Origin of the sequence: Shewanella sp., assembly GCF_048265805.1 — a bacterium.
Taxonomy (GTDB): Bacteria; Pseudomonadota; Gammaproteobacteria; order Enterobacterales; family Shewanellaceae; genus Shewanella.
The window spans coordinates 50,990-76,519 of record NZ_JBLXAT010000013.1; the positions used below are offsets into that span (position 1 = coordinate 50,990).

Below are 25,530 nucleotides of genomic sequence, written 5' to 3' on the forward strand. Positions count from 1 at the left end.
ATTAACGCAACTCACCAGCGACGGCGCAACCGAATTCGAGATTCGAGATTCGAGATTCGAGATTCGAGATTCGAGATTCGAGATTCGAGATTCGAGATTCGAGCAGAAGTTACCGCGCCAAGCCCGCCGCACGCAACTATCGCATCCGCTTGAAGCTTGTTGCTCGCCGCTGCAACGCATACCTGCACCTCACACACCAAACTCAGCGGGTTTGACGCGATACTCGTAACTCGCAACCCGTAACCCGTAACCCGTAACCCGTAACCCGTAACCCGCAACTCACTTATACCCTTTTACGATTAAAAATGAATTTATCAGCCAACATTAAGCATAAAAAGTAATGTAATTAACAATGATAAACGTGAGCGAGTTCACCAAGTCGTTGTATTAGCCAGCCATTTGGCAGTGTCAAAGATAATTTTCACATACAAAACAATAGGTTAATCATCATTAAAGCGAGCTATATAAGCTGACAATATTTTGCCGCACAAAACAATTTCGCCAAATAAATGCCACAAAAAATACTATTTACATGTTTAAAAACAATGAGTTGAAACACGTTAAAATTTCAGTAACACTAAATTTACTTTTTAGTCATCAACATTGTTTTCGTTGTCATCCGTGACAACCTTCGAACAAGAGGAAGCAGCCCATGATTATTCTGGTTGGTGGAGAAAAAGGCGGCAGTGGCAAGAGTTGTCTTGCGCAAAACATTGCAGTCTATCTGGCAAGGGAATGCCAAGCATCTGTGATGATGGTTGATTGCGATCCGCAACGTACCACCTCAGATTGGATTCAAGCCCGTAACCAAGATAGTGCGTTACCCGCGATTAACTGCGTGCAGCTTTATGGCAAGATCCGCAACGATTTACTCAGTCTTGAGCAGCACTATGATGCAGTGATTGTCGATTGCGGCGGCCAAGATAACTTAGCCCTGCGCGCCACCATGTCAGTTGCGGCGTACACCTTAATGCCGCTGCGTCCGAAACGACGCGACCTCAAAACCGTCAGCCATATGGATGATGTGGTGGCAACCTGCATGATGATTAACCCCAAAATGCGTGCTTCATTTGTAATCACTCAGTGCCCTAACCTGCCAAGCCAAGGATCACGTATTGAAGAGGCTAAAGAGGTATGCCGCACTTACGATATCAATGTGCTCGACGCTGTCACCTACAGCCGTAATAGCTACGACGATAGTGAAGAGTCTGGCCGCAGCGTGATTGAGATTGAACCCGACGGCAAAGCCGCTGGTGAGATCCGCGCGATTGCCAGTGAAATGCTGCAGCAACAAGATGCCGCCGCCATCACTGCCATGTTTAAGCAACGCCGACCAACAGCGATGGGAGCAAATTATGGGTCTCGCCGATCTGAAGAAACGCGCTACGCCGTCTGAGGCACTGGCGGCGACCGCACCATCAGTGAATGTCGATGATTTTATTAATGACGCGTTGCACTACGCCATGGGGCAACCGCCGCAGCACGATAACATAGTGAACTTTCATCGGCTTGAACAACGGCTCGCGGAGCGTAACGCTACTCTGCATCCATTGAAGCGTGGCACCTTTACCTTAGGTGATGACACCATAGACAAGCTACGCCAACTGGCGCAGGAGAGTGATATTTCACGTTCACGCATGGTGCGTTTTTTAGTGAATTACTTCGAGCAACTCAACCCACAACAACGCAAGTTGCTCTATCGCCAATTTATGATTGATTGATTTTTTACCCTTGCTTCACCCATGAGAAGACTCCAACCTTCCTTTTGGGCTAACAGTCACCAGCCTTGTGTGTCTGTTAGCTTTTTTTTTGGCAAAAATGTGCCATCCTTTGCTTACCATTTCGTTGCTAATCAAGTGAGTAGGTATGAGCAAATTTACTTTTAGCAAGAGGTTGAGTCATGGTTTAGCGGCGCTCTGTCTGCTGTTACCGCTGCAGGTTAACTCAGTGATGGCAGAGCCAAACGATGCTGATGGCTCAGTAGAGGCGGTACTTAATCAACTGCATCAAAACGCCGCCGATGCCAATTGGGATAGCTACTTTACCCTGTTTACCGACAACGCCAGTTTTCTTGGCACCGATAAAACCGAACACTGGTCGATACAAAGTTTTGAACAATACGCCAGAGCCACTAAAGGTTGGAGCTATAAGCTTAACTCTCGCACCATTACCGAATCTGATAATGTCGCGGTATTTGATGAAATTCTCGAACACCATAAATATGGTTTGTGCCGAGGGACTGGCACGTTAGTGTTCACTGAGCAAGGCTGGAAGATTCTGCAGTATCACCTCAGTTTTCCAGTACCTAACGATATGGCAATTCGTGTCACTGAGCAGATCAAGCTATTTCGTCAGCAGCAAAAGCGCAAAGCGGATAACGCCAACAAGGAGTAACGCCTTAGGCCGCGCGGTTATCGGGGACACTACCGTGCGGCCATGCTTTGCCACCGACTATCATCGATGCGCAGTCGCAAAGTGCAGTATTAATGGCGATAAGCCATCGACAGGCAAAGATTGGTGAGCTGTACAAAGTGCGCAAAGCTATCAAAATCCTGCTGCTCAATATCGCGGCCAGAGCTAGCGCGATCGGCATAAAACACACCTATCACCTTGCTCTCCACCTTCAACGGCGCAAACATGCAGCCATTTTCTGGCAGCAGTTTTTCAAACCGCTCCGGCAGTCTTAACTTATGCTGCAGATTAAACCAAAAGCCTTGACCACGTTCGATACAAGCGCTGAGTTCACTAAAGCGCTGATCGAGCTCTAAGATTAGCTCCTTCTTTAATGCCTCATCACCATCGCCCATCACTACCCGCGGTTGCAACATTTTACGGTTGGGTGACAGCAGCAATACCGCCGTACGGTCTAAACCGATGCCATCAAGCATGCCACTCATGGCAACAGACACCACCTGATTAAAATCGGCTTTCACCATCGTCAAATTGGTCAACTCACGCAGCTTGTCCAACTGAATATTGAGGTTGGTTGGCCGTGCAATCCATGTTGGCGGCGCTTGCAACGTCGTGGTGGCATCGACCGCATTAGGTAGATATTGCACTAACTCCTTGGAGCCGTAATCCTCAGCTAACTTAGCCGTGGCTTCGATAGTTTCAAGCAGTTGCTTTTGGAACACTTCCACCGGCTGTTGCAGCATTTCTGCCGCTTGTTGCACCCGTTTTTGTAACTGTTCAGGATCGCTATCAGCCACCGCTAGCGCCTCAGCCAACTTATTGCCAAGGTAGATGCTGCGCACTTCGGGGCTGCGTTCATTGGGATTATTGAGCGAGTTCAACAGCATCTCACCCAAGCCCCAACTGCGAGCGATATGTAACGTAAGTTGATTGAATGAGGTGCCAAGATACTCTCGCACTAGGCTGAGCTTTACCACGTTATCATCGGTCTGCTGCAAGGCTTTATCGAGTTGCTCTGCCACCACTCCGCCGGTGCTCCAAAAAGCGCTTTCCCCCAAGTGATATAACAAGGCCGCGATAAAGGCTTCTTCCTGAAACGCTTCATCATGGTCGGCCAACATCATCTTAGTCAGCATTGCTGCTTGGAACGCCCGCGCCATCAAACGGATGAGCCGTTGGAATACGCTTTCACTGAGGTTTTTGTTTTCTAGCATGCTGGTAAGTAGTTGTGCGGTAATACATACATTGCGGATCACATCAAAGCCCAATACCACCGCCGCTCGACTGACGGTGGTCACTTGGCTGATGCCTTTGTTATAAATCGCGCTATTGGCCACCCGTAATACTTTGGAGGTCAAGGCGTTGTCATACATCACGCTGCGACCAAGCACCGCCATAGATGACACATCATCTTTAGCGAGCTGTTCGAGTGTTCTAAGCATCGAACACAGTGCTGGCATCTCCTGCTCACTAATCTTATTCGTCCAGAATTCAACACCTTTATTGTTTTTAGTTACGTCTGGCTTCAAGGCTATTCCCATGAGGTCAATAGACTGATATCTAATAGGCTAGTTAACAACATTATATTAACAAACTCAGTTTCTGTCGTACTAATTGAAGCGATAAGCAATGTTTTACACAAAAAACGGCACCCAAGGTGCCGTACATTCATCGAAGCTATTGGCTTAAAACTGCGCTTCCTCAGTTGAGCCCGTTAACGCCGTCACCGACGATGTCCCGCCCTGAATAATATTGGTCACTTTATCAAAGTAACCTGTACCAACTTCCTGTTGGTGTGCCACAAAAGTGTAACCGCGTTCCGCCGCCGCAAATTCGGGTTGTTGCACTTTTTCCACGTAATGCTTCATCCCCTCGCCTTGCGCGTAGGCATGTGCTAAGTCGAACATGTGGTACCACATGTCGTGAATACCGGCCAAGGTGATGAATTGGTACTTGTAGCCCATGTCTGACAATTCCTGCTGGAAACGGGCGATGGTGGCGTCGTCCAGATTCTTCTTCCAGTTAAACGAGGGTGAGCAGTTGTAGGCTAGCAACTGGTTGGGGAACTTGGCATGAATTGCCTCGGCAAAGCGACGAGCCTCCTCCAAATCCGGCTTAGCCGTTTCGCACCAGACCAGATCGGCATACGGGCAATACGCTAGCCCACGTGCGATGGCTTGATCTAACCCTGCCTTGACGCGATAGAAACCTTCAGCGGTGCGTTCGCCGGAGATAAAGTCACGGTCATACGGATCGCAATCTGAAGTGAGCAGATCCGCCGCATTGGCGTCGGTGCGAGCAATCACTAACGTCGGCACGCCCATAACATCAGCGGCTAAGCGTGCGGCCACCAGCTTTTGAATCGCTTCTTGCGTTGGCACTAACACTTTACCGCCCATGTGGCCGCATTTTTTCACTGAGGCCAATTGGTCTTCAAAATGCACGCCTGCAGCGCCAGCTTCAATCATTGATTTCATCAATTCATAGGCGTTGAGCACACCGCCAAAGCCCGCTTCCGCATCCGCGATAATTGGCAGGAAATAATCGGTTGCGCCGTCGTCTTCGCGCGTTTTGCCGCTGCTCCATTGGATCTGATCGGCGCGGCGGAACGAATTGTTAATACGGCTAACGACGGCCGGCACCGAATTAGCCGGATACAAAGATTGATCGGGGTACATGGTGCCTGCTAAGTTTGCATCGGCCGCCACTTGCCATCCAGAGAGGTAAATTGCCTCAATGCCCGCTTTGGCTTGCTGTACTGCCTGCCCGCCAGTGAGCGCGCCGAGCGAGTTCACATACCCCTTTTGGGCGCCGCCATTGACCAACTGCCACAGCTTATTCGCGCCCATGGTCGCCAAGGTGTTTTCTGGCGTGATTGAACCACGCAGAGCGACCACTTCTTCTGCGGTGTAAGGGCGTTTGATGCCCTGCCAACGCGGGTTTTCGGCCCAATCTTGTTTTAGGGCATTGATCTGCTGCTCGCGACTCATTTGATTGATAGTGCTCATGGTTAACTCTCCTTGGTGCAAATGGTGTGGTTGGCGCCCCAACTGCGCCAACGTGATTAATCAGTGTTTACTCGGTCAGCAGGCGATAGCCTGGCAACGTCAGAAAGTCGACCAGTTCATCAGCAGTGGTGATCTCCTCTAACAATGAGGCGGCGCGAATAAACTGCCCTTGGCTAAAGCGCGTTGCGCCCACCTCTTGTTTTACCTTGCTCAGCTCTTCAGTGAGCATTTCGCGGAATAACGCTTTTGTGACCAACTTGCCGTTGGATAAATGCTGTTGATGGCGAATCCATTGCCAGATGGAGGTGCGGCTGATTTCGGCGGTCGCAGCGTCTTCCATCAACCCATAAATGGGCACGCAACCATTACCCGAGATCCAAGCCTCGGTGTATTGCAACGCAATACGGATGTTGAGTCGCATGCCCTCTTCTGTGCGCTCACCTTGGCAAGGCGCTAACAATTCAGCGGCGAGAATCGGCGCATCCACATCACGAGTAATATGCAACTGGTTTGGTCCTTGACCGATAAAGCCATCGAATACCGCTAGCGCGGTGGCTGCCAAACCTGGGTGGGCAATCCATGTACCGTCATGGCCGTTGCGGGCTTCAAGTGTTTTATCGTGAGTCACTTTTTCTAGCACGGCTGCGTTAGCCTCTGGGTCTTTACTCGGAATAAATGCCGCCATACCGCCCATCGCCAACGCGCCGCGTTTGTGGCAGGTTTTGATCAGCAAACGGGAATAAGCACTGAGAAACGGCTGCTCCATGTTGACTCGCTGTCTATCAGGCAGGATACGATCAGCATGATTACGCAGCGTTTTGATATAGCTGAAGATGTAATCCCAACGGCCACAATTGAGCGCCACAATGTTGGAGCGCAGCTCGTAAAGGATTTCATCCATCACAAACACCGCTGGCAAGGTTTCAATCAAGCAGGTACATTTGATGGTGCCTGGTTGCAGGCAAAAACGTTCCTCGGCGAAAGCGAACACTTTAGCCCACCAACGTGCCTCTAAATGGCTTTCCAGCTTAGGAACATAAAAATATGGGCCGCTGCCTTTGGCTAAAAGCTGGCGATAGTTGTGGTAGAAATACATGGCAAAGTCGAACAAAGCACCGGGGATGGTTTTACCATGATGCTGCACATGGTTTTCTGGCAGATGTAAACCACGTACCCGCGCCACCAGTACCGTTGAGTCATCGTAGACTTGATAATGTTTGCCTGTTTCCGGCGCGGTATATTCAATTTTACCACGCACCGCATCTTGTAAGTTGAGTTGGCCTTCCAATAGTTTTTGCCAACTCGGCGCCAGCGAATCTTCAAAGTCCGCCATAAACACTTTCACGCCTGCATTAAGCGCATTGATCACCATTTTGCGATCCACCGGACCGGTGATTTCTACGCGGCGGTCTTGCAGATCCGCAGGAATATTGCGAATCCGCCAATCGCCACTGCGAATATTGGCGGTCTCGTCGAGAAAGTCAGGCAGTTGCCCGGCATCAATCTGCCGTTGGCGAATTCGGCGCTGCTCTAACAACTGTGGCACTTCGGCGGCGAACTCATCACAAAGCGCTTGCAGAAAGCTAACGGCGCCTTCGGTAAGCACTCGTGCATCAGCCGCAGTTTGAGGGCCGGTAATAGTTAAGCTACGCGAGCCTGTCTGATGAGGCGTTTGTCTTGCTGTCTGCTGCATGGGAGTTCTCCTTTGAATTTAACGACACACTTTCAAATGTGCCTTTTCAACGAAAAACCTAACGAACTCCTTTTGTAAAAACAATCGTGTAAAAAAACGGCAAAACTGACCACATCGAGCATATAAATTGGTTATACCAAATTTAGGAGTTAGTTTAATTGACTGATAATTTTGGATTTAATTTAACTGTGAAATTTCACAGCTTTTGAAGGGTAAAGTTGTCAGATCTATTGACCAAGAAAAAATAATAAAAGCTAATTACGTTGATTAATTACACCTGTAACGATTAAAAAACACCCAGCCAGCCAGCTCGTCAACTCTCATTTAGCAATAACGGCTTTAGCGTTACCTAAGAGGCAACCTGCTAACGCCATTAAAAGCCACAGGTTTTGTCAAATTACACAAGCAGTAGATTAGTGCTGTCACACTAATTGGTTTACGTGTGCGTCAACTTTACGGGTTGCCTGTAAAATTTCACAAAACAAAACGTGATAAAAAGCACGCAAAAGCGCTAATTATTTTGGTCAATTGCGAAAAATTTTTAAAAATCTGCATTTTTCACTCAATTTACCCCACTTTTCAGCGCTAAGCCGCCAAAACACCGCTATTCATGTGTCCGACAAGAGCAATGAGGCTCAATAAACACACGCCGACCGTGTTAAAAATCTGCGCAAAAACGACTTTCCTGCGGCAGCACAGGCGTTGCACATCTGAACAGAGCTAAGCAAACGGCGGCCATTGCACCGTATGGCGAGACACTGTGAGCACATTGCTGAATGCAGCTGCCCGTTGACGGTAAACTTAACAGATCCATTTTTGCCTCATTACGCAGCAGCGTTGAAACATGGGCAGCAAACGTTACCGACATTAGCAGGGGAATAAGTGCTGGCACTGTTATTGGGGATTGCGGCTTGAGGCCACCGTATGGGATTTGGTGTTTGAGATTTTGTGTTCGAAATTTGAGATTTGATATTCGAGGTTTAGTGCTCAAGATTGGCTATTCGAGCTTGAAGGTTGAAGTCTAATATTGAACTACTCGAAACCCGTAACCCCTATCTCATAGCCCTTAGCCCGTAGCTCATAGCCCGTAGCTCGTAGCTCGTAGCTCGTAGCTCGTAGCTCGTAGCTCGTAGCTCGTAGCTCGTAGCTCGTAGCTCGACAGAGCATGCGGTTATATAAATTTGCAGGCGAACGCCGAGAATGGCCCTTGCCTGCATGGCGCGGATAAATCTGACTCGATGCTCGGCGCTCGCTTACAACCCCTTATTATCTTGGTCGTGTTGCATCAGGCTCGCTAATTCTGAGCGACCTTGGTTGGAAATGCGGATCAACGCTTTTAAATCGTCACGATGTTGCACGCTGGCATCTACCTGCGCTTTATCGTGTGCGGCAAAAATCTTCACCCGTTCGATAGCTTGCAGTTGTGGCATCCCCAAAGCTTGCAACACTTGCTCACTGGCATTTAGCGCAGAGCCTAAAGTCTCGCGGAACACATTGGTCACACCAAGTGCAATCAAACGGTAAGCATGATTACGGTCACGGGCGCGAGCAATAATATTCACTTGCGGAAAATGTGCCTTCACTTGACCAACAATCTGCAACGAGTCTTCCACCGAATCCACGGCAATTAACAACACTCGCGCCTTATTGAGCCCGGCAGACAACAGCATATCTAACCGCTTAGCATCGCCGTAATAGACTTCACCGCCAAACTGACGCACCACATCCACGTGCTCGGCATCTTTATCTAACGCCACAAAGGGGATCTCGGATGACGCAAGAATACGGCCAGTGATCTGCCCCATACGGCCAAAACCAGCAATCACGACTTCGCAATCTGATGGCGGCTTAATCGCATCTGCGGGACGATTTGCATCTTCACTTTTACGTTTCTCAGTACGCAACAACTTCAGCAAAAACGGCGTCAGCACCATAGATAAACCAATCACCAACACTAAAGCCTGCGACAGCTCGGCTGGCATTAATCCGGATAGCTGAGCCTGCGACAACAACACGAAAGCAAATTCGCCGCCTTCGGCCAACACAATACCGAGAGTAATCGCCGCCCGCCAACTGTGTTTATGCAGCTTACCAACAATGGTGAGGATCAGCGCTTTAATCACTAGCATGGACACTAGCACACCCAGCAGTAACAGCGGTTGTTTGAAGATCAGGCTGAGATCCATCGTCATGCCAACAGCCATAAAAAACAGCCCCAGCAATAACCCTTTAAACGGCTCAATATCGGTTTCTAATTGATGGCGGTAACTAGAGTTGGCCAACATCACCCCTGCCAAAAATGCGCCCATACCGGCAGAAAGCCCTAACCAGGCCATCAAAGAGGCACTGCCCATCACTAATAACAGCGATAACGCAGTAACCACTTCCCGCACGCCACTCTCTGCTACTAGGAACAAGACTTTTGGTAACACATAACGCCCAACCACCACAAAGCCCGCTAGCGCTACTAAGGTGAGGAACCAAGGCACGGCTTGTTTGCTTTCATCAGCCATATCTGGCGCTAAATAAGTGGTCAGCAGCAACATTGGGATGACCGCTAAGTCTTGCATCAACAGCACGCCAAAAGCATCACGGCCGACAGGTGTTGCCAGCAAGCGTCGTTCGGTCATCAACTGTACCGAGAACGCCGTAGACGACAAACTGAGTGCGGCACCAATCACCACTGCGGGTGCCAGCGCCACATCAAACTGCATTGCCAGCAGCGTGATCAGCAACCACGACACCAGCACTTGGGCACTCCCCAATCCCAAAATGGCACTGCGCAGTTCCCACAATTTGCTCGGGCTAAGTTGCAGCCCCATGATAAACAGCATCAACACCACGCCAAATTCTGCAAAGTGCAGTACTTCGGTTGGCTCTGATACTATCGCCACACCGCCCGGCCCCAACAACACGCCAGCAGCTAGGTAAGAGAGAATTGGCCCAATCCCCACACGTTTTCCTAACGGCACAATCACCACCGCCGCAAGTAAGAAAAGCAAAATAGAAATAAATAAGCCATCCTGGTCCATCAGGGTTCCTCATGTGTAGTGTGGTAAATATGGAGTGCTAGACAGCAGGCGCGACAACGCTCCACCTGCGAGGTGCGAGCCATATAGAACGGTTGTAGAAACTGAACCGACAGGGTGTTGTGCGTCCAGAAGCAGTAGGGGCTTCAGTATAATATTCGTAACCGCTGGATTAAACGGCCTCAATAAAAAAATCTGACTTTTTTCATTGCACCAACCACCACTCAACACTGAATGACGCCGATATAACAGCTAAGTTACAGCCCGAATGCCGCGCGATAACATTACCACCAGCCCTTGCCCGCCATGCGCTGCCCAGAACTTGACCAAGCAAGATTATTTTTTAAGAAGTAATAGAACTAGTTAGCCATCTGTAGGTCGAACCAATCAGCACCAAGCACATAAAGGTGCGAACAATGCGCCCTCCCCTTGTCACCAACGGGGGGCTTGGTTATTATGGCCGACAATTTTTGGAACTAGTGCTGTCAATGTTGATGAAAAAGCAAAGTCTTGCCCTGATGGGCGCAATAACGCTGAGTCTCTCCCTAAGTGCATGTAGCGTAATGGATTGGCTGGTTTATAAGCCAGATATTCCACAAGGTAACTACATGGAGAAACAACAGGTTGAAAAGCTCCGTATCGACATGACTAAGACCCAAGTGGAGTTTATCCTCGGTCGTCCAGTGCTGCGTGACAGCTTCGCTGACGACACTTGGTACTACGTTTACCACTATAAAAGTGGCCGCGATGCTTCCATCATCCACAAAGAGCTGATTGCACATTTTGATGGTGACAAGCTGACATCAGTGACCGGTGATTACGAACTGAGCCCAGAGTTCAGCACGCCATTGGAACAAAGTGCACTGCTAGACGTACCAACCAATGCCAATAGCGAAGCTGAAGCACCGCAAGTTCCAGCTGACCGCGCTGAAGTCAAACCGTTAGTGGAAGAAGAAAGCCCAGCGCAAGTGAATGACGCCAAGCCTGAAGATAAAGACAGCAGCGGCAAGTAACACGCAGTTTCGATAATAAAAAAGCGCCTCAAGGCGCTTTTTTTAATGTCCGCTATCCGCGTTACAACTTAGCACCAGTGGTTTTATTGATGCGGCCTTCCTCTTTAGCTTTATCCGCACGGCGACGACGCACCTCTTTAGGATCAGCAATCAGCGGCCGATAAATCTCAATTCGTTGCCCAGGTTGTAACACATCATCCGGTTTCATCTGATGGCTAAAACTGCCCAGCTTGAGGTCGTCTAAATCGATCTCAGGGAAAAACGCCACAATACCGCTCTGCTTCACCGCCTCATAAAAGGTAGTGCCTTTGGTTACTGTCACGGTAATCACTTTTTGTTGTTCAGGCTTAGCGTAAATCACATCAATGGGGAACATCTGCTCATCTGCCACCGTAAACCTCCTTGGCTCTTGCCGTAAACGCCGACACCATTGAACTTACCAACTCCTTAAACACCCGGCCAAATGCCATGCCGACAATACTGTTGGAAAATTCAAAATCTAACTCGAACTCAACTTTGCAGGCATCTTCTGCCAACTCAATAAACTTCCACGTACCGTTCAAATGACGGAACGGGCCATTTTCAAGCTTCAGCTCAATACTCTTACCATCAACAACTTGGTTGCGAGTTGTAAAGGTTTTGCTGATCCCAGCCTTGCTGATATCTACCGACGCCACCATAGTGCGGCCATCAAACTCCAGCACTTTACCGCCAACACATCCCGGCAAAAACTCTTTGTAAGATTCCACATCATTAACCAGATCGTACATCTGCTGTGCACTGTACCGCACCAGAATATTACGGGAGATATGAGGCATTACTATCCAACAACCTTTGATGAAAATAACAAGTGCGCGATTGTAACACGCAGACAGAAAAACGCACCTCCGCCCGCTAAAACGAACAAAAAGCCAGCAGACAAATCAGCACTAATCCGGTTAACAACAAAAACTTAGCTTAGCCAATTCCAAAAGCCAAAAGCCTGCGTATAATAGCGGGCCTATGGCTAAGAAGAATGCAAACAAAAAAGGTACAACTCCGGCATCTATTGCGCGGAATAAACGTGCCACCTTTGAATACCGCTTTGACGAGAAAATCGAAGCGGGGCTTTCGCTTATGGGTTGGGAAGTGAAGTCAATTCGCGCAGGTAAAGTTAACCTGTCGGATACCTTCGTCCAAATCAAAAACGGCGAAGCTTACATGCACAACTGCACTATTGTGCCGTTGAACACCGCATCCACCCACGTTGTTTGTGACCCTACCCGCCCGCGTAAACTGCTGCTTAAACGCCGCGAACTCGATCGGTTAGCCGGTTTGGTTGAACGCCAAGGTTATGCTCTGGTCGCTATCTCAATGTACTGGCGCAAAGGTGCTTGGGTAAAAGTTGAGATTGGCTTGGGTAAAGGTAAGAAAGAACACGACAAACGTGCTGATATTAAAGAGCGTGAATGGGCGATTGAAAAAGCCCGTGCAATGAAAAAATAATCGGCCATCTGCACAGATTGCGCGGATAACCAGCAAACAGTTGTCATTTGAACTTGAAAACTTGGTGTAACGCCATATAACAGGTTACAATTGAAAGTAATTTCGGGGGCGATTCTGGATTCGACGGGATTCGCGAAACTCCGGGAGCATGCCGAGGGGCGGTTGGCCTCGTAAAAAGCCGCACAGTTATAGTTGCAAACGACGATAACTACGCTCTAGCAGCTTAATGCCGCTAGCCATCTACCACACGTCTTGCACATGGGCAGTGGATCAGATGGTCATCCTACATCGTGCTAGCGAGGGAACCTTGTTCGGGGGTGAACCGCGAAATAGTACCGGACTCACCGCTTGTAATCCTGTCTTTCGGAGTGCAATCGGTTAAACAAAAGAGAGACTAAGCATGTAGTGCCTTGGGCGTAGGTTTTTCGGACGCGGGTTCAAGTCCCGCCGCCTCCACCAATAAAAACAACGGGTTAGCATTCATTGCTAACCCGTTTTTCTTTTAAGTGGCGATGAAGTGGCGATGGAAAAATAAAAAGTGGCGATGTTCGCTAAAGTTTTTCTGTTTTCGTGGTGCCAAATCTAAATTTCAGTTTTATTTTTGCTGTAATGCGCGCCAGATCTCACTTTTTGCTTATCTCAAAAAATCTACACTCGCTAAAAATCTCCACGTAAACCACACAAAAACATTCATAAACAACACGTTACTAAATCTAAAAAGACGTTTATCAAGTGAAATAACTGCAAAACAGTGAAATAAACCGCGATCTTTTCAGATCTTTGATCGTTGCAAAGCCCTAGTAACGGCGGTATCTGGCGTATTGAACTGCACTAATCGAAAACTGAAAAAAATTTAAGGCAAAAACCGCGCAGGAGGGGAGGAAGAGTGCGGATTTCGTCGCGCAATAGTTCCTTGGCGCCGATTCCGTGGCGTTGGCCAACATCGTTAGTTATGTCTGTGCTCGAGATAAAATACGGACGCGGGTTCAGTTCCCCTTTTGGGAATCTGAACCCGTTATGATGTGGTTTGGTGTGGTGTTACTTGGTGATTGGGTCTAGCCGTGCTTTCTGTGCGGTGGCTTGGCCTGCTTGTGATGAAAAGTCACCGGCTTGGTTTGGAGTTGGCCCACTTCCGTGGTTATGTTCTGCGCATGTGCTAGCTAAGGCGTTGACTGTTGCCATTAACTCAGATAACAACTTGAGCACGTTCTCGCCATCGCTACCTAGCCATGTTTTAGGTGACCGATGGTCTTGCTCGATGCTGGCAGTAACCTTGCGTGTTTGGCATTGCAGTTCTGCCAGTTTGCCAATGATGGCGGTCATGTTCTCGTCTGTGGTGTCGTTGATGTTGCCTACATCATCAATATGACGATAAACACCATCGCGCGTTTGGGTGCGGTGCTCACCTGCTTTGATAGCTGGTAAGTCCCAACCGAATGGCAGTACTGTGCGAATGAATGGCTTATCCGCTCGGCCATATGCCCAACCAATTTCGACAATGGCACCAATGGCCGGCGGGTGCATCGTTCCAGCTTTAACTCCTGCACCGGGTAGTGGTAGTGGCACCGCCTGCAATACTTTGTCTTTGGTATCGCTGCCGTTTGCGTCCAGCAGCTGCACATCAACAGCCCAACGTGGATAGAATGGATCACTGCGCCTGTCGCCGTATTGGGTTGGTAGTTCTGGCAGTTCAACCACTCGGCCCCAGCACGGTAGGTGTAACCCCGCGGTTAACTCTGGAAACAGGCGACAAACTATTTTGCGGATCACTTTATCCATTGGTTACCACTCCAGCGTCATTTCAGTGGCTTTAAATTCCACCCGCTTTAATCGCTCACCATTTAGCGTTACATGCGGTCTAATCAGCGGCGCTGCTGTCATGGTGGCAGACCTTGCCGCCTGATGATCAGTCATTAGTCCAACCGGTATGTTGGGTGCTTTCCCCTGCCAAAAGCTGTTGGCGTAACTGCCCAAGTAAATATCACCGTTGGCTTGTTGGTACCAAACGAAATCGGCAATTTGAAAGCTGCGGCCTATTTGCTGCAGCATAGCTAAACCTGTCGAGTGCGCATAAAAGCATGGGATGGCTTTATCAACATAAGCCGCATTAGGCAACGTAAAAGCCAACCCTGTTTGATTGGCTATTTCGTCCACCACTTGCCGCATGGTTGCGTGTCGCAGCATTACGCTGACTTCCTTTTCTAATACAGCGCTGTACTCGCGGCAAAAGGCAGTAAACCAGCCATCTGCTGTTTTTTGATAGCGCTCGATGAAGCCAGAAAACACCCGGTAAACCATGTCACCCCAGCCAAGATCAACTTGCACTTGCTGCAATCTCTGTGGTTCTGTGTTGATGGTTATTTGGCACGTTCCCGGCGCGCTGTCATTCAGCACTATCCAGTGCTGTGACATTTCTGTTTTTTCGCCGTTGATGGTGGCTCGGCTGATAAATCTCGCATTAGGCCCAGCCATTAGCTAAGTTCCTGCTGCAAGTTCTCGTGGATGCGTGACCACTGGAATTGTTCAGAACTGCCGCCCTGCTCAACTGCGGCAGTCTGCGGCAAGCGTTCTTCAGTTTTTTGCGGCACTGAGCGATATTCTTGCAACTGAAATGAGATAGCCCACTGGCGCGTGCTTTCTTGCTCTGTTGCTTCTAACCGGCCATTAAACCGCACCTGCTTAACACCTATAGCTGATGCAGTCGCATTTGTGATGCGGTACACCGTGCGAGCGCCATCGGTGAGCGACTCCGCCATGCTAAAAAGCTGACTGAGTATGTTTTCATCGGTAAATGGCAGCATGGCGCTAACATTCAGCGTCTTTGGCTTAATACCTGTTTCCGCCGTGTTAGTTGACGATGTTTGGCCGCTGGCATCTTGCGATGCCAGTTCAACCCCTGCGGTTATCCGCATTGATTTTAGCCTGATGATGTTAGCGTCTAGTTGTAATTTCATAGTGCGTGACTTGATACGATTGATGGCCTAACTTTGTATGAGCAGTTGTTCCCAATGGCATAATTTGGCACCTGAAACGCCGCGTTACCGCTGTAGTAATATTGCTCGCCTACGTTAAAGTTTACGGTATTCTGATCCCATAGAATATGAACATCATATCGGCCGTATTCAAAAGTTACCGACATGTCATTAGAGAATATCTCTTGACCGTTTTTAAAAAACTTGCAGCTAATAGTTGTTCCAGACACTACTAGACTCGCAATTTTTTCTCCTGACATGTCGTTTAACTTTAGCTCCGTTCCATCCTGAAAGTTAAAGTTTGAGATGGTGACATAATCATATAACCCAAGAGGCTCGTGTGGGTATGATGACCCATTAATAGAATCAGAGTATGTTGTCTCTCCAGTCTTAACTCCACCAAAATATAGAGTTTGTCCTGCGCCAACATCATTCGAATTTATTGTTAAAACAAGTATGTTTAAACCAGAAAACAGCTGTCTACGGATTTTGTATTCTGACGTCCAGTTGTCTGCTGTGTTATCACCAAACTGTTTATTGTTATAGTAAAACTGTCCAATACCAAGCAAATTGGTAAATTGCAATGTGCATTTTGCTGCTGTTTCTGACTCATTACCTAAAATTGATATCTCGTCGAATGTATCATCAGTGATAAATGGGAATATTACTTTTCTCTCCCCTGCCGCGCTTGCGTCAAACTGTAAAAAAGTTCCGACAATGCTTTCTGCGTGATATGTCAATGCTCTGTTAACATCACCGTCGTCATAAAAAGTGTTTTGCCAAAGACCTGCAAACTCACCTTTTTTGTAAAGTGTTGGCGCTGAAATAAAAGGAATTAAAAGGTTACACCCTGATTGTAGATATCCAATATCTTGCATATGCACACCATCTGGGATGATTGTTGCAGCTCTAATCTTTTTGAACGATTTTGACCAATAGTAAAACTGATCAACTAAATCTACTGACATCTGTTCAGCAACAAAGCGCATTACTTCTACAAAATGCATTAGTGACCTGTTTTTAGATTCATCGATCATGCCGCTAATTCCTAGCAAGTTTGGGCTTGGTGTAACTAAAACAGGTGTAGCGCCATTAGCTTTACATGTTGATACAAATGACATTAAGTCATCTCTATACTGATTAATATCTAACCCAAGTTGAGAATCATTAATCCCGTGGTTACAAAACACTACGTCAACCCCAGATAATGCGCCTCCTGATGCAAACTTATCTGAAAATGTGCTGCCGCTTCCGTCCGTTCCTGAAATCATGCCTCTTAGTGTTGAACCAGAGATCGCCAGATTATCTACAGGACAATTGATGTTGAACAGTGTCTGAATAATCCCCCGCAGCGTTGCTGGAGGATTATATAGTGCTTGCACCTCAAGATTTCCTGCGGTTGCTCCCCAAAATGTTGAATCGCCAACACACGCAAACTTTTGCACAATCCCAGTTGCCATTAATTTGCCGATTTCAGGTGCTGTTTTTGTTTTCTTTGCTAGTCCATTAGCGATCATTAATTCTGTTGCGCTATCTATTCCCTGTCTTAGGTCGTTTTTTTCTCTCAAATCAATCACAGAATTAGCAGCAGTCACTTGCGCAATTTTGCACAGGTAATGGTTAACCCCGCTTGCGTCTGTGTAGTCGTCAAGTTCAGCATTTGACACGGTGAACTGTAGCTGTGGTTTCCACACGCTATCGTTGGTTCCCTCAAACCATGCATCGACATAAATAAATTGCGGATAGCTGCTTACTACCACTTCCTGAACAGCATCAAGCGATACGCGCAGGCCTGAAACATACCCCGCGCCAGCTGTTACGTTAAAGCTGTTGGCGCTGGCGCCCGGCACCACTAAAAAACCGTCATCAATAAACCAGTCTTGGCCGTTCATATCTGCCGCTAATTGGCGGTGCAGTTCGTCCATGCCAAGCAAGCGTTTATTGAAGTCCAACTGCCATGTTGCTGCATCCACGCTGATGTTGGTAATTTCAGCAATTCCGCTGTAAGCAATGCCAATATTGCGGTTTAATGTATTTCCCGCTTCACCGCCATTAGTCACTGTTTTCGGTACTGTCGGTATATGCTGCACTGCAAATAAAACATCATCAGTGCTTGAATACAGCCCAACCCAGTTAAACTGAAACGGTCCAGTTAAGCTGTTTAGCACTGTGCTATAAACAACGGTGTTATCTCCGATGCGTCCATATTGGCTCACTGGTTGGGTATGCACTCGATTAGCAACCGCAGGCAACCCCTCGTTGCGGTCAATCGGTGCGTCTGGGTTTAACCCTGCAATGTATGCAAAAATAAATGTGTCGACAATTAGCGGCTGTCTTTGTTGGGCTTTTTGCGCTAATAGGTTTTCGCCTGCAAAGGTTAAGTCTTGAGCCATTTTGAAGTCCTCTTAATATCTCATGCCAACAATGGCTAGTTGTGAATCGTTATCCATTGAAAAAAACCCGATGTAATTGCCAACGTCTGTTCTCGCTGTTATCACATCAAAACTGCTTTGATAATCAAATGACGCTGCCGCCAACATGTGTGTTTGTACGGTGACGGTTGAATACTGATAGCGCCGCGTTGTTCTGCCATAACGGCGGCAAATGTAGTTAATAATGTCTTGGTTGGTGCCTACGTCTGAATCCAGCAGCTGCAAGATCACTACATCAAAATCGATGTTCTCTACCCGCTCATTAATGGTGATGTGTCCCATGCCTAGCTTTTCAAACATATCCAGCCAACCGGCTGTCATGCCTGCGCCTTTAGCAAATGGCAGGGCGTACCTTACGCGGGTGCGGTATTGCCATTCTGTTTCGCTGGCAATGCGCTCTACGTTTCGTTCCCATGCGAGCAAATCGACTAATGCAAGCTGGGCTGTCATTGGGTCGATTTGTTGTGTTGTCCACGTAAAGGCGGCCTCTACCCGCTGCCAAAAACGCACGGCAGCACGCCGCAGCTTTTGCAGTTCGCTGCCCGGCTTTGCTAGCCAGTAATGCAGCTTGGTGATGGTGTCTGCTACGTCTTGCCAGCTCATGCTGTCGCCCCGTTGATGATGGTCAGCGTGCCAATGCGCGGTATATTCAACCCGCTGGTAATGTCACCCTGCCCCCAGTTAATGGAGTCGATACCGTCAAATTCGTCATGCAGTTCTTGGCCTAAGCGGCTAAAGCTAAAGCGGCTGCTTGGCTTGGTCGTTGTCACTACATCGCTGTAGTTGGTGTTTTCGCGGAATGCGCAGCGGATCAAGTTCTCTGCATTGCCTGCGGTTTCTTCGTCGCCAAACAGTGCGGCCAGTTCATCGGCTAGCAGATCAGCGCGTGGGTAAATGGTGACGCTGAGGTTTACCTCAGTGCTTGGCAGTGCCATTACCTTCATGTCATCGCCGTGGCCGTGGTAACCGCCTGCGGTAACGTACTGGTTTAAATCTTCCAGCATGGCGGCTGATGGTTCGCCGCTATCTAACAAAATGTAGGCGTTGGCGGTGCCGGGGCCGCGCGGTGCGTCATGTTCAAAAAATATGTTGTCTGTGTTAATGCCGGCGCGTTCTGTCAGCATGGCGCGATAAACGGCGTCAATGTGCCACGGTGCTGCCGCAGTAAACGCATTGCGTGACCGCTCTTTGAGTTCGTCATTGGTTTCTGCGTCGGCGCCAGCGGTGTCAATCCAGTCGTCATCGTTAGTTACGCTGCCAATGCCTGTCACCGCTTCTGGCAGAATGTGAAAGTAACCACCGGCAAGGTTGTAAGCTGCCCCTGCAAACTCGGCTATCACAGGCACTTGCACTGTGGTGGCGTTAAGCGGCAACAAAGTATCTTCAACAACCAATACGCGGTAAACCTCTCCGTTAATGGCGTCGGTTTGGATTACGGTGTCTTTTTCAATCAACAGGCTTGGGCCACTGCTGGCAGCGCGGTTAAAGCGAATATGCCCGAGCAATTTGCTTTCTGCTTTTGGTGTTACGCCGTATTCATCCACTTTTGATTCAATAAAATCGCGGTCAGTGGCGGTTTTTAAAAACATGTTTGGCATCACTTTGGCGATCAACACGTTGTTAATCACCCATACCGCAGGTTTAGCAATCAGTTTGCTGATCAAGCGCCAGAATGGTGAAAAGCTTGAGTTGTTGTTGATGGCGCTGCCCTCGGCTTGCACATCTTGCAAAAACAGGGCTTGCCATCCTTCCTCTGTGGTCGGGATGCCTGCATCTTCAACAATCTTTTTAAAGTCGATTTCAGCCATCTTTATGCTACCTCTGCGCTTGTGGTTATCTGTGCCGATACGCTGCCAAACTCGATAGTGTCGGCATAAACCCACCAAGTGCCGTTGGCTGTTTGTTCTACCCGCACCGTGCCCGGCATTACCCTTACATCATCTTCAACCAGCAGTTTGATGCGGGTTTGCGTGTCACCATTTACGCCGGTGCCACGGTCAGCTGTCAGCAGTACCGCTAAGCCTGTTTCAATAATGGCGTGCACTATGTCTTGGGCGATCACGGCGCGGTCTGTCAGGTACTGCGGGTTATGGCCGTTGTCTAGCACCACATCACCGTTGTTAATCCATAAATCGGTATAGGTACTCATGAGCGCATCTCGACATAGTTCATAAAGTTGGCGCTATCGCCTTTTTGTGGGTACACGTTTACCGTTCCCACTTGGGTTGATTTCTGGCTGTTGGCGTTGCTGATTTGCTGGCTTACGCCGCCTTGTTGGAATTGCGGCTGTAACGGTGAAATGGCCGCAACCTGCGGTGATGCAGGCGGCGTTGCTGGTGACTCTGCACCCATCGAAATTTTGTCAATATCAATGCCGGGGATCATGTTCAGCTTGTCGATAATCCAGTTGATTACCCCAGCAAACATGGTTTTTAATTTGTTGAGCCACCCCCACTCGCTCATGGCGGCTTTTAGGTCATCCCAGTAGTAAATCAGCAGCCCTACTGCGGCAATCGCTGCCACAATGCCGCCAACAATCAGCATGATTGGGTTAGCCCACATCACAATATTTAGGGCGAACATGATGGCGCGTAACCCGCCAAGCGCGGATGAAAGACCACCGGCTATTAAACTAAATGTGGTGGTTGCTACGCCCCATGTGACCATTGCCATGTTGGCCGCACCCACGGCGATGGTGAACATACCGCCCAAGGCAACTAAACCCGCAATCGCTAGCGCGGTGTAGCCTAGCGCCTTGGTCAGTACAGGGTGTTCTTGGGTGAATGCGACAACGCTTTTGCTCATGTCGGCAAAGCCGCCTAAAAAGTCGTTCACGGTTGGTAAAATGGCGGTGCCGAATGCTGCGCGGATCACGTACCAGCTTTGTGCTAAGCGGTCGCTTTGTTGTGTCATGGATTGCGCCATTTTGGTGGCTTGGTCCATGCCTTTGATTTTGCCAAGGGTGTTAATGCTGTCGCCTAAGCCGGTTACGTCATTCAGCAGCAGTTTGAGCATGCCCGACGCTTCTTGCGAACCAAACGCCGCGGCTAAGCTGTCGCTTTCCGCTTGGTCAATGGTGTCACCATAGGCACCTTTAATTTTTTGCAGAATATCCATCATCGGCAGCAAGCGGCCGTTGCTGTCGGTAAAGGTTAAGCCAAGGGCTTTTTGCGCTTTACCCACACCAGCTAAGAACGCACGGTATTTTGTACCGGCTTCGCTACCGCTCATAGTGGCTTGCAGTGTACCGAGAACGGCCATTTGCTCATTCATGCTGATACCAGCGCTTTGCGCATCGGCGCCAAGGCTGGTGAACGCGCCCGACATTTCTGCACCAGTGGTTTTGAACATCTGCACAGCGCTGGCCGTCATGCCGGTGACTTGCTCAACCCAGTTACTTTTACCCATTGCCAAGGCATTGTTTTTAAAAATGCCGTACATAGTGCCCATGTAGTTGGTAATGGTGGCAGCGTCTGCCTTGGTGCCTTTTGCCAACACGTTAGACGCCATGGTAAAGCGGCTGAGTTCGCTATCGTTTAGCCCGGTAATAGCGGATTGAATGTCATAGCTGGATTTCACAAAATCTGTGGCACTGCCGCCGTATTGGGTGGCGTAGTCGTAAGCGGTATTTGCTAGCTGCTTAAGCGCTGATTGCTGCACGCCAAGCGAGTTAACTTCACCTAATGCGGCGTCCATTTCCATCGCTGGCCGCAGTGCGTTGGTGGTTGCCAGCCAAGCGCTGCCCACGCCAGCCGCGCCCGTCATCATCTTCATGCTGCCAGCCTGATAGTTAGACGCCAAGCCGTTAAATTGCTTACTGATGTTAGCAATCGGCTTGGTGATCTGGTCCGTCAGGCTGACGATGAAATTTAACTGGTTCGGTAGCATGGTGTTCCTGCTTGCTCCCCACTATCGGCCGCTGAACGCTCGGCCAATACCGTTGATGATGATTGCTTCTAACTCTTCGCGCTGGCGCTTGTACAACCAACTGGCTCTGGCAAGGCTTTGTTCGCTGTCGTCTTCATGCGGCAGCAAGTGGCGGCGTAATATCAGCAGTTGTTCAATGCCATTGCCGTCAATCGCCTCGACCAGCGCTTCTATTTTTTTACAGTGATCGCCAGTTGCGGTGCGAACTCAGCGGCCAAAGCGCTACCAATTTGCAACGCTGCACCAGGGTGTTTGTCGAATAGCGCTTTCAGTTCTTCTTTGCTGTCTGCGTCCACTGTGCGCATGGCAAAGTTGTGGTTTGGTGCCACTTTGTTATCGGGCATCATTTCGTTCACTAGGGCGTTGTACGCCTCGTTGTCTACGGTGAATGACAGATCGTTACCCGCTGCGGTTAAAACAATTTTCTGGCTCATGATGCTTTCCTATTGGTGATTAAGTCTTTGATGCTTTCAAAGCCGGTGTTCATTTGGCGTTCTAAGCGGTCGCCAAGGTCGCGCACGTCGTCTTTGGTGGCATAGGTTTCAGCGACTTTGGTTTTGTGGTCGCTTAAATCTTGTTTTGTTGTGGCAATGCTCTTTGCTAACCAGCCAACCAGCGGCACAACAACGGTAAAAATCAGGCCAAGCATGGCGATGGTGGTAGCAAGATCCATGTCTATCCCTTATTCCCGGTGAATTTGGTCATTACTGAACTGATCAGCTTGTCTTTGTTCTCGCCGTCTTTCATACCGCCAACCCAGTAACTAATGGCGTCTGACAGCTTCGGCAGCAGATAACCCAGCACTACCAAGATCAGCTGGTTAGAGCCTGTTGGCGGTGAGACAAAAAACAGCATGCCCAGCGGAATGCATACCGCCGCTAACAATGCCAAAGTGATGGCTGATGGCATCCAGTGGTCTTGGTGTTCAGTGCGCGCATTTTGGCGATCAGCTAAATCTGCTTTGTGCTGCTCAACGTCGAGTTCTTGCATCCTTATGTGGCCTTGGCGGATTTGCTCGCGTTCTTCGTGCGCCCACTGTTGCAGCTTGAGTGCGGCATCAGGTGTTTGCAGTGCCTGCGCCACGGCCTCTGGCGTGTTATCTGAGCCAATAGCCCCAGCAATTTGGGCGCCGATGCTAGCGGCTACGCCTACAGGACCACCCAACAGCGGTGCCACGGTGGCGGCAACTTTGCCAACGGTGCCTGCAATGTCTTTCCAGTCCATGCGTTGCCCCTAGTTCAAGTGCACGATGCGGCTAAGCCAACCAAAGATGTTTTCTTCTTGGCTTGCATCGTTAATGGCAATGTCTACGCAAAAGCTAATGCGTAGTGCGCGTAATGCTTCGGTTAAAATGGTCATGCCATCGTTACCGCGTGCACGTTGGTAAGCTGTCAGTGCGGCAATGGTTTTGCTGCCTAAAATGCCGTCTACGGTTAAGTCGGCATATAGGCGCTGTTCATCGTTCAGCACGTTAAGCAACAGTTGCAGCTGTGTGGCGGCGTTCTTTGGTGCTGAGTTCACGCCAAAGTCAAACAGCTGCACGGCAAGTGGCTGGCTAATGTCGCCAATGCTGTCTAGCTTTAGCGATTGCCAAAACTCGCTGGCGTAGATATCCACGGCTAAGTCATACGGCAAGTTCGCCATATCACCCTCATAACCATGGCGGCGCGCGGTGGCTTCGGTAATGCCGTAACGTGTTGCGCCGCCGCGATCATTTTTGCGGTTGCTGTAACCGCCCTCACGGATGATCAGCGCATCAATTAAGCCTGCTTTTAGTTCACTTACTTGCATGGCGTTCGCTCCACTCTTGGCAACTGATACACAACTGCACGCCTTGTATCGCTTGGCGGCGTGGTGCTGGTATCTGGTCGCCACATTCGGCGCAATGGCTGCGGCTTGGTGCCGCTGGCCTTTGCTGTCTGTGCTGCAGTCGCTGTTGTTCCTGTTGCTCTTGCAGCCTTACTACTCTGTCCGCATCATCCATGGGCTATTTACTGCTGAATGTTTTCAATTTCTTCTGGCCGCAGGTACGGCACGCCATTGATGTGCACAAAGTCAGGGCTGGTCACATCAAACGGGACTTTGAACAGGCTGGCTTGACCGCCTTTTTTGTCGATATCCAAGATATCGCTCAGCTTGATGCGGCAACCAAAGGCTTCAACTTTCAGCTCGTCTTTTTGCGTTTTGCCATAAAACATGATGTCGAACGTTTCCATAGCTCGCCATGCACCGGCGCGCTGAGCGGCTTCGCTGATCAAGTTGAAGTTGCTGGCGTTTAGGTTCAGTTCTCCAGTAGCTGACACATCACCATCTACATAACCATCTGGCACGCCGCTGGTTATGCTTACTGCGCTGTTGTCAGTAATCGTCAAAGTGGCGGTGTCTACATTCACCAGTAGATCACCCATGTTGACGTTAAAATTCATTCCAGATAAACGCATGTTGCTGGCTCCTATTCAGCGCTTAAATCGAGCGCGATATTCACGGTGATCGATTTAGGGGAGTTGTATGGGCGGATGGTGATGCTAATCACCACGGCGGTTTTGCTGGTCCACGTAATTTCAATGTCATCCGCTTGTGGCGGTTCGACTTCGCCTGGGAACACAATGCCGTTGATGGTGGTTGACTTGCTCATGTCGCGCAGTGGCTTCATGAAATAGGCTTTGTTCAACTCAATGCTGTTCGGCGTGCTGTTAAGCACACGGTTAGCAATGCGCTGAATGGCAAGCAGGCGAATGCGGCGGCTAGCTTTGTGCACCACGCGCACGTTCTCGATCACTTGGTAGTCGCCGCCCTCGGCATCGAGCATGGCGCAATCTGCCCAGTAGATGCCGTCATAGTCGTTGTACCATTGCGGCACGCTAAAACGATTGGTGGCTAAGGTTTCTAACGTTGCCATTGATAGCGGTGTGCCGGTGCTATCCACTGGCATGCTGCCAAGGCCTTTCACGCCGCCAGTGGCTACGCGCATTGGGCTGTCAGCAACACTGACGCTGCGGTCAGATAAACGGCCAGCGACCACACCAACGTTGTTGCCGTTAAGCTGCGGCGTGAGTGATACCAGTTCGGCTTTAATGCCGTCTTGCAGTGTGACCATAGCGGCTTCATACTGCGGCCACGTTTGCGCGGCAGGATCAATGCCCGGCACGGCAATTAAGGCAAAGTTCCAACGGCCAGCGCTGGCAGGCATTGAAAAAACTTTGTCGTAGATGGCGGTGATCTGCTCTTGGGTGGTTTGCACATCACATACCGCTACCCCCTCAAAGCTCTGCACTTCGTTGGCGTGGTCGATGGCGTCAAATACGGTTTCACCGTCTGCCAGTGGGTAAACGGCAGCGGTCCAGTTCTGCCCAGCGTTCAACTGCGCGGCGATCACTTGGTCACGTAAGCTGCTGTCTGCTAGCAGTGTTTCTAAGTCACTGGATGCGTTAACGCTAAACAGTTGGCTTTCTTCTTCCGCACTGCCTGCGCGGCCGATGAATAATAGATGGCGTTCAATCTCGGTGGCTGCCCCTTGCCCGAGGTTGAGATTGTTAACTTGTACCTTACCTGTTGCCAT

The 25,530-nt window shown here is 49.3% G+C and carries 27 protein-coding genes and 1 other RNA gene; 6 read left to right on the forward strand and 22 right to left on the reverse strand.

Annotated features, from left to right (window positions below; translation table 11 throughout):
- Positions 1–652: 652 nt before the first annotated feature.
- The 3 genes from ACN0TT_RS10795 to ACN0TT_RS10805 all read left to right on the forward strand — a co-directional run bounded on the left by ACN0TT_RS10795 (position 653) and on the right by ACN0TT_RS10805 (position 2,394).
- Positions 653–1,396: an AAA family ATPase gene (locus tag ACN0TT_RS10795; protein WP_417762158.1), complete on the forward strand. Its 744-nt coding sequence runs from the start codon at positions 653–655 to the stop codon at positions 1,394–1,396.
- Positions 1,356–1,721 carry a CopG family transcriptional regulator gene (locus ACN0TT_RS10800; protein ID WP_417762159.1) on the forward strand — a complete coding sequence of 122 codons (366 nt, stop codon included), beginning with the start codon at positions 1,356–1,358 and terminating at the stop codon, positions 1,719–1,721. The genes ACN0TT_RS10795 and ACN0TT_RS10800 overlap by 41 nt, the downstream gene beginning before the upstream one ends.
- 145 nt (positions 1,722–1,866) lie before the next feature.
- Positions 1,867–2,394, forward strand: a complete 528-nt coding sequence (locus ACN0TT_RS10805; protein WP_417762160.1) for a nuclear transport factor 2 family protein — start codon at positions 1,867–1,869, stop codon at positions 2,392–2,394.
- 89 nt (positions 2,395–2,483) lie between these two features.
- Here the strand turns inward: ACN0TT_RS10805 and ACN0TT_RS10810 are convergent, their stop codons facing one another.
- From ACN0TT_RS10810 to ACN0TT_RS10825, 4 genes are all read right to left on the reverse strand, one after another.
- Positions 2,484–3,941 (reverse strand): HDOD domain-containing protein, encoded by a 1,458-nt coding sequence (locus ACN0TT_RS10810; protein ID WP_417762161.1) that lies wholly within the window; start codon positions 3,939–3,941, stop codon positions 2,484–2,486.
- 156 nt (positions 3,942–4,097) lie between these two features.
- Positions 4,098–5,420 carry an isocitrate lyase gene (gene aceA, locus ACN0TT_RS10815; protein ID WP_417762162.1) on the reverse strand — a complete coding sequence of 441 codons (1,323 nt, stop codon included), beginning with the start codon at positions 5,418–5,420 and terminating at the stop codon, positions 4,098–4,100.
- Positions 5,421–5,487: 67 nt separating this feature from the next.
- Positions 5,488–7,113 (reverse strand): malate synthase A, encoded by a 1,626-nt coding sequence (gene aceB / locus ACN0TT_RS10820; protein ID WP_417762163.1) that lies wholly within the window; start codon positions 7,111–7,113, stop codon positions 5,488–5,490.
- Between the two features lie 1,253 nt (positions 7,114–8,366).
- Positions 8,367–10,145, reverse strand: coding sequence for a monovalent cation:proton antiporter-2 (CPA2) family protein (locus ACN0TT_RS10825; RefSeq protein WP_417762164.1), 1,779 nt, complete (start codon positions 10,143–10,145; stop codon positions 8,367–8,369).
- A gap of 485 nt (positions 10,146–10,630) precedes the next feature.
- Between ACN0TT_RS10825 and ACN0TT_RS10830 the strand changes: the two genes are divergently transcribed.
- Positions 10,631–11,155, forward strand: coding sequence for an outer membrane protein assembly factor BamE (locus ACN0TT_RS10830; RefSeq protein ID WP_417762234.1), 525 nt, complete (start codon positions 10,631–10,633; stop codon positions 11,153–11,155).
- A 61-nt stretch (positions 11,156–11,216) separates the two neighbouring features.
- On the opposite strand, the gene ACN0TT_RS10835 is transcribed toward ACN0TT_RS10830, so the two are convergent.
- Together ACN0TT_RS10835 and ACN0TT_RS10840 are read right to left on the reverse strand one after the other, a co-directional pair.
- Positions 11,217–11,531, reverse strand: coding sequence for an RnfH family protein (locus ACN0TT_RS10835; protein WP_417762235.1), 315 nt, complete (start codon positions 11,529–11,531; stop codon positions 11,217–11,219).
- Positions 11,532–11,535: 4 nt separating this feature from the next.
- Positions 11,536–11,973 (reverse strand): SRPBCC family protein, encoded by a 438-nt coding sequence (locus ACN0TT_RS10840; protein ID WP_417762165.1) that lies wholly within the window; start codon positions 11,971–11,973, stop codon positions 11,536–11,538.
- A 184-nt stretch (positions 11,974–12,157) separates the two neighbouring features.
- Between ACN0TT_RS10840 and smpB the strand changes: the two genes are divergently transcribed.
- Together smpB and ssrA are read left to right on the forward strand one after the other, a co-directional pair.
- Positions 12,158–12,640, forward strand: a complete 483-nt coding sequence (gene smpB / locus ACN0TT_RS10845; RefSeq protein ID WP_417762166.1) for an SsrA-binding protein SmpB — start codon at positions 12,158–12,160, stop codon at positions 12,638–12,640.
- Positions 12,641–12,744: 104 nt separating this feature from the next.
- Positions 12,745–13,099: a transfer-messenger RNA gene (ssrA, locus tag ACN0TT_RS10850) on the forward strand.
- Positions 13,100–13,678: 579 nt separating this feature from the next.
- Here the strand turns inward: ssrA and ACN0TT_RS10855 are convergent.
- From ACN0TT_RS10855 to ACN0TT_RS10930, 16 genes are all read right to left on the reverse strand, one after another.
- Positions 13,679–14,419, reverse strand: a complete 741-nt coding sequence (locus tag ACN0TT_RS10855) for a hypothetical protein (RefSeq protein ID WP_417762167.1) — start codon at positions 14,417–14,419, stop codon at positions 13,679–13,681.
- Between the two features lie 3 nt (positions 14,420–14,422).
- Positions 14,423–15,112, reverse strand: coding sequence for a hypothetical protein (locus ACN0TT_RS10860; RefSeq protein ID WP_417762168.1), 690 nt, complete (start codon positions 15,110–15,112; stop codon positions 14,423–14,425).
- A complete protein-coding gene (locus tag ACN0TT_RS10865) occupies positions 15,112–15,594 on the reverse strand; it encodes an adenine glycosylase (protein WP_417762169.1) in 483 nt (160 codons plus the stop codon). The genes ACN0TT_RS10860 and ACN0TT_RS10865 overlap by 1 nt, the downstream gene beginning before the upstream one ends.
- Entirely contained in the window at positions 15,591–18,005 is a 2,415-nt protein-coding gene (locus ACN0TT_RS10870) for a phage tail protein (RefSeq protein ID WP_417762170.1), read from the reverse strand. Before ACN0TT_RS10870 ends, ACN0TT_RS10865 begins: the two co-directional genes overlap by 4 nt.
- 12 nt (positions 18,006–18,017) lie before the next feature.
- Complete coding sequence (locus ACN0TT_RS10875; RefSeq protein ID WP_417762171.1) at positions 18,018–18,647, reverse strand: phage tail protein; 630 nt, start codon at positions 18,645–18,647, stop codon at positions 18,018–18,020.
- Positions 18,644–19,852, reverse strand: a complete 1,209-nt coding sequence (locus ACN0TT_RS10880) for a baseplate J/gp47 family protein (protein ID WP_417762172.1) — start codon at positions 19,850–19,852, stop codon at positions 18,644–18,646. The genes ACN0TT_RS10875 and ACN0TT_RS10880 overlap by 4 nt, the downstream gene beginning before the upstream one ends.
- Before the next feature lie 2 nt (positions 19,853–19,854).
- Complete coding sequence (locus tag ACN0TT_RS10885; protein WP_417762173.1) at positions 19,855–20,193, reverse strand: DUF2590 family protein; 339 nt, start codon at positions 20,191–20,193, stop codon at positions 19,855–19,857.
- Positions 20,190–21,932: a phage tail tape measure protein gene (locus tag ACN0TT_RS10890; RefSeq protein WP_417762174.1), complete on the reverse strand. Its 1,743-nt coding sequence runs from the start codon at positions 21,930–21,932 to the stop codon at positions 20,190–20,192. Before ACN0TT_RS10890 ends, ACN0TT_RS10885 begins: the two co-directional genes overlap by 4 nt.
- 21 nt (positions 21,933–21,953) lie before the next feature.
- Positions 21,954–22,079 carry a DUF6890 family protein gene (locus tag ACN0TT_RS10895; RefSeq protein WP_417762175.1) on the reverse strand — a complete coding sequence of 42 codons (126 nt, stop codon included), beginning with the start codon at positions 22,077–22,079 and terminating at the stop codon, positions 21,954–21,956.
- Positions 22,080–22,141: 62 nt separating this feature from the next.
- On the reverse strand, positions 22,142–22,405 hold the full coding sequence (locus ACN0TT_RS10900) for a putative phage tail assembly chaperone (RefSeq protein ID WP_417762176.1): 264 nt from the start codon (positions 22,403–22,405) through the stop codon (positions 22,142–22,144).
- Positions 22,402–22,644 (reverse strand): hypothetical protein, encoded by a 243-nt coding sequence (locus ACN0TT_RS10905; protein WP_417762177.1) that lies wholly within the window; start codon positions 22,642–22,644, stop codon positions 22,402–22,404. Before ACN0TT_RS10905 ends, ACN0TT_RS10900 begins: the two co-directional genes overlap by 4 nt.
- A gap of 2 nt (positions 22,645–22,646) precedes the next feature.
- Positions 22,647–23,195, reverse strand: coding sequence for a hypothetical protein (locus tag ACN0TT_RS10910; RefSeq protein ID WP_417762178.1), 549 nt, complete (start codon positions 23,193–23,195; stop codon positions 22,647–22,649).
- Between the two features lie 9 nt (positions 23,196–23,204).
- Positions 23,205–23,762, reverse strand: a complete 558-nt coding sequence (locus ACN0TT_RS10915; protein WP_417762179.1) for a glycoside hydrolase family 108 protein — start codon at positions 23,760–23,762, stop codon at positions 23,205–23,207.
- Complete coding sequence (locus ACN0TT_RS10920; protein ID WP_417762180.1) at positions 23,749–23,955, reverse strand: TraR/DksA C4-type zinc finger protein; 207 nt, start codon at positions 23,953–23,955, stop codon at positions 23,749–23,751. The genes ACN0TT_RS10915 and ACN0TT_RS10920 overlap by 14 nt, the downstream gene beginning before the upstream one ends.
- 7 nt (positions 23,956–23,962) lie before the next feature.
- Entirely contained in the window at positions 23,963–24,412 is a 450-nt protein-coding gene (locus ACN0TT_RS10925) for a phage protein (RefSeq protein ID WP_417762181.1), read from the reverse strand.
- Positions 24,413–24,423: 11 nt separating this feature from the next.
- Entirely contained in the window at positions 24,424–25,530 is a 1,107-nt protein-coding gene (locus ACN0TT_RS10930) for a DUF2586 domain-containing protein (protein ID WP_417762182.1), read from the reverse strand.

Excerpts from the sequence above, each read along its gene's own strand:
- ACN0TT_RS10795 (WP_417762158.1), top strand. The coding sequence starts at position 653 with ATGATTATTCTGGTTGGTGGAGAAAAAGGCGGCAGTGGCAAGAGTTGT.
- ACN0TT_RS10800 (WP_417762159.1), top strand. The coding sequence starts at position 1,356 with ATGGGTCTCGCCGATCTGAAGAAACGCGCTACGCCGTCTGAGGCACTG.
- ACN0TT_RS10805 (WP_417762160.1), top strand. The coding sequence starts at position 1,867 with ATGAGCAAATTTACTTTTAGCAAGAGGTTGAGTCATGGTTTAGCGGCG.
- aceA (WP_417762162.1), bottom strand. The coding sequence starts at position 5,420 with ATGAGCACTATCAATCAAATGAGTCGCGAGCAGCAGATCAATGCCCTA.
- aceB (WP_417762163.1), bottom strand. The coding sequence starts at position 7,113 with ATGCAGCAGACAGCAAGACAAACGCCTCATCAGACAGGCTCGCGTAGC.
- ACN0TT_RS10825 (WP_417762164.1), bottom strand. The coding sequence starts at position 10,145 with ATGGACCAGGATGGCTTATTTATTTCTATTTTGCTTTTCTTACTTGCG.
- ACN0TT_RS10830 (WP_417762234.1), top strand. The coding sequence starts at position 10,631 with ATGTTGATGAAAAAGCAAAGTCTTGCCCTGATGGGCGCAATAACGCTG.
- ACN0TT_RS10835 (WP_417762235.1), bottom strand. The coding sequence starts at position 11,531 with ATGTTCCCCATTGATGTGATTTACGCTAAGCCTGAACAACAAAAAGTG.
- ACN0TT_RS10840 (WP_417762165.1), bottom strand. The coding sequence starts at position 11,973 with ATGCCTCATATCTCCCGTAATATTCTGGTGCGGTACAGTGCACAGCAG.
- smpB (WP_417762166.1), top strand. The coding sequence starts at position 12,158 with ATGGCTAAGAAGAATGCAAACAAAAAAGGTACAACTCCGGCATCTATT.
- ACN0TT_RS10855 (WP_417762167.1), bottom strand. The coding sequence starts at position 14,419 with ATGGATAAAGTGATCCGCAAAATAGTTTGTCGCCTGTTTCCAGAGTTA.
- ACN0TT_RS10860 (WP_417762168.1), bottom strand. The coding sequence starts at position 15,112 with ATGGCTGGGCCTAATGCGAGATTTATCAGCCGAGCCACCATCAACGGC.
- ACN0TT_RS10865 (WP_417762169.1), bottom strand. The coding sequence starts at position 15,594 with ATGAAATTACAACTAGACGCTAACATCATCAGGCTAAAATCAATGCGG.
- ACN0TT_RS10870 (WP_417762170.1), bottom strand. The coding sequence starts at position 18,005 with ATGGCTCAAGACTTAACCTTTGCAGGCGAAAACCTATTAGCGCAAAAA.
- ACN0TT_RS10875 (WP_417762171.1), bottom strand. The coding sequence starts at position 18,647 with ATGAGCTGGCAAGACGTAGCAGACACCATCACCAAGCTGCATTACTGG.
- ACN0TT_RS10880 (WP_417762172.1), bottom strand. The coding sequence starts at position 19,852 with ATGGCTGAAATCGACTTTAAAAAGATTGTTGAAGATGCAGGCATCCCG.
- ACN0TT_RS10885 (WP_417762173.1), bottom strand. The coding sequence starts at position 20,193 with ATGAGTACCTATACCGATTTATGGATTAACAACGGTGATGTGGTGCTA.
- ACN0TT_RS10890 (WP_417762174.1), bottom strand. The coding sequence starts at position 21,932 with ATGCTACCGAACCAGTTAAATTTCATCGTCAGCCTGACGGACCAGATC.
- ACN0TT_RS10900 (WP_417762176.1), bottom strand. The coding sequence starts at position 22,405 with ATGAGCCAGAAAATTGTTTTAACCGCAGCGGGTAACGATCTGTCATTC.
- ACN0TT_RS10905 (WP_417762177.1), bottom strand. The coding sequence starts at position 22,644 with ATGGATCTTGCTACCACCATCGCCATGCTTGGCCTGATTTTTACCGTT.
- ACN0TT_RS10910 (WP_417762178.1), bottom strand. The coding sequence starts at position 23,195 with ATGGACTGGAAAGACATTGCAGGCACCGTTGGCAAAGTTGCCGCCACC.
- ACN0TT_RS10915 (WP_417762179.1), bottom strand. The coding sequence starts at position 23,762 with ATGCAAGTAAGTGAACTAAAAGCAGGCTTAATTGATGCGCTGATCATC.
- ACN0TT_RS10920 (WP_417762180.1), bottom strand. The coding sequence starts at position 23,955 with ATGGATGATGCGGACAGAGTAGTAAGGCTGCAAGAGCAACAGGAACAA.
- ACN0TT_RS10925 (WP_417762181.1), bottom strand. The coding sequence starts at position 24,412 with ATGCGTTTATCTGGAATGAATTTTAACGTCAACATGGGTGATCTACTG.
- ACN0TT_RS10930 (WP_417762182.1), bottom strand. The coding sequence starts at position 25,530 with ATGGCAACAGGTAAGGTACAAGTTAACAATCTCAACCTCGGGCAAGGG.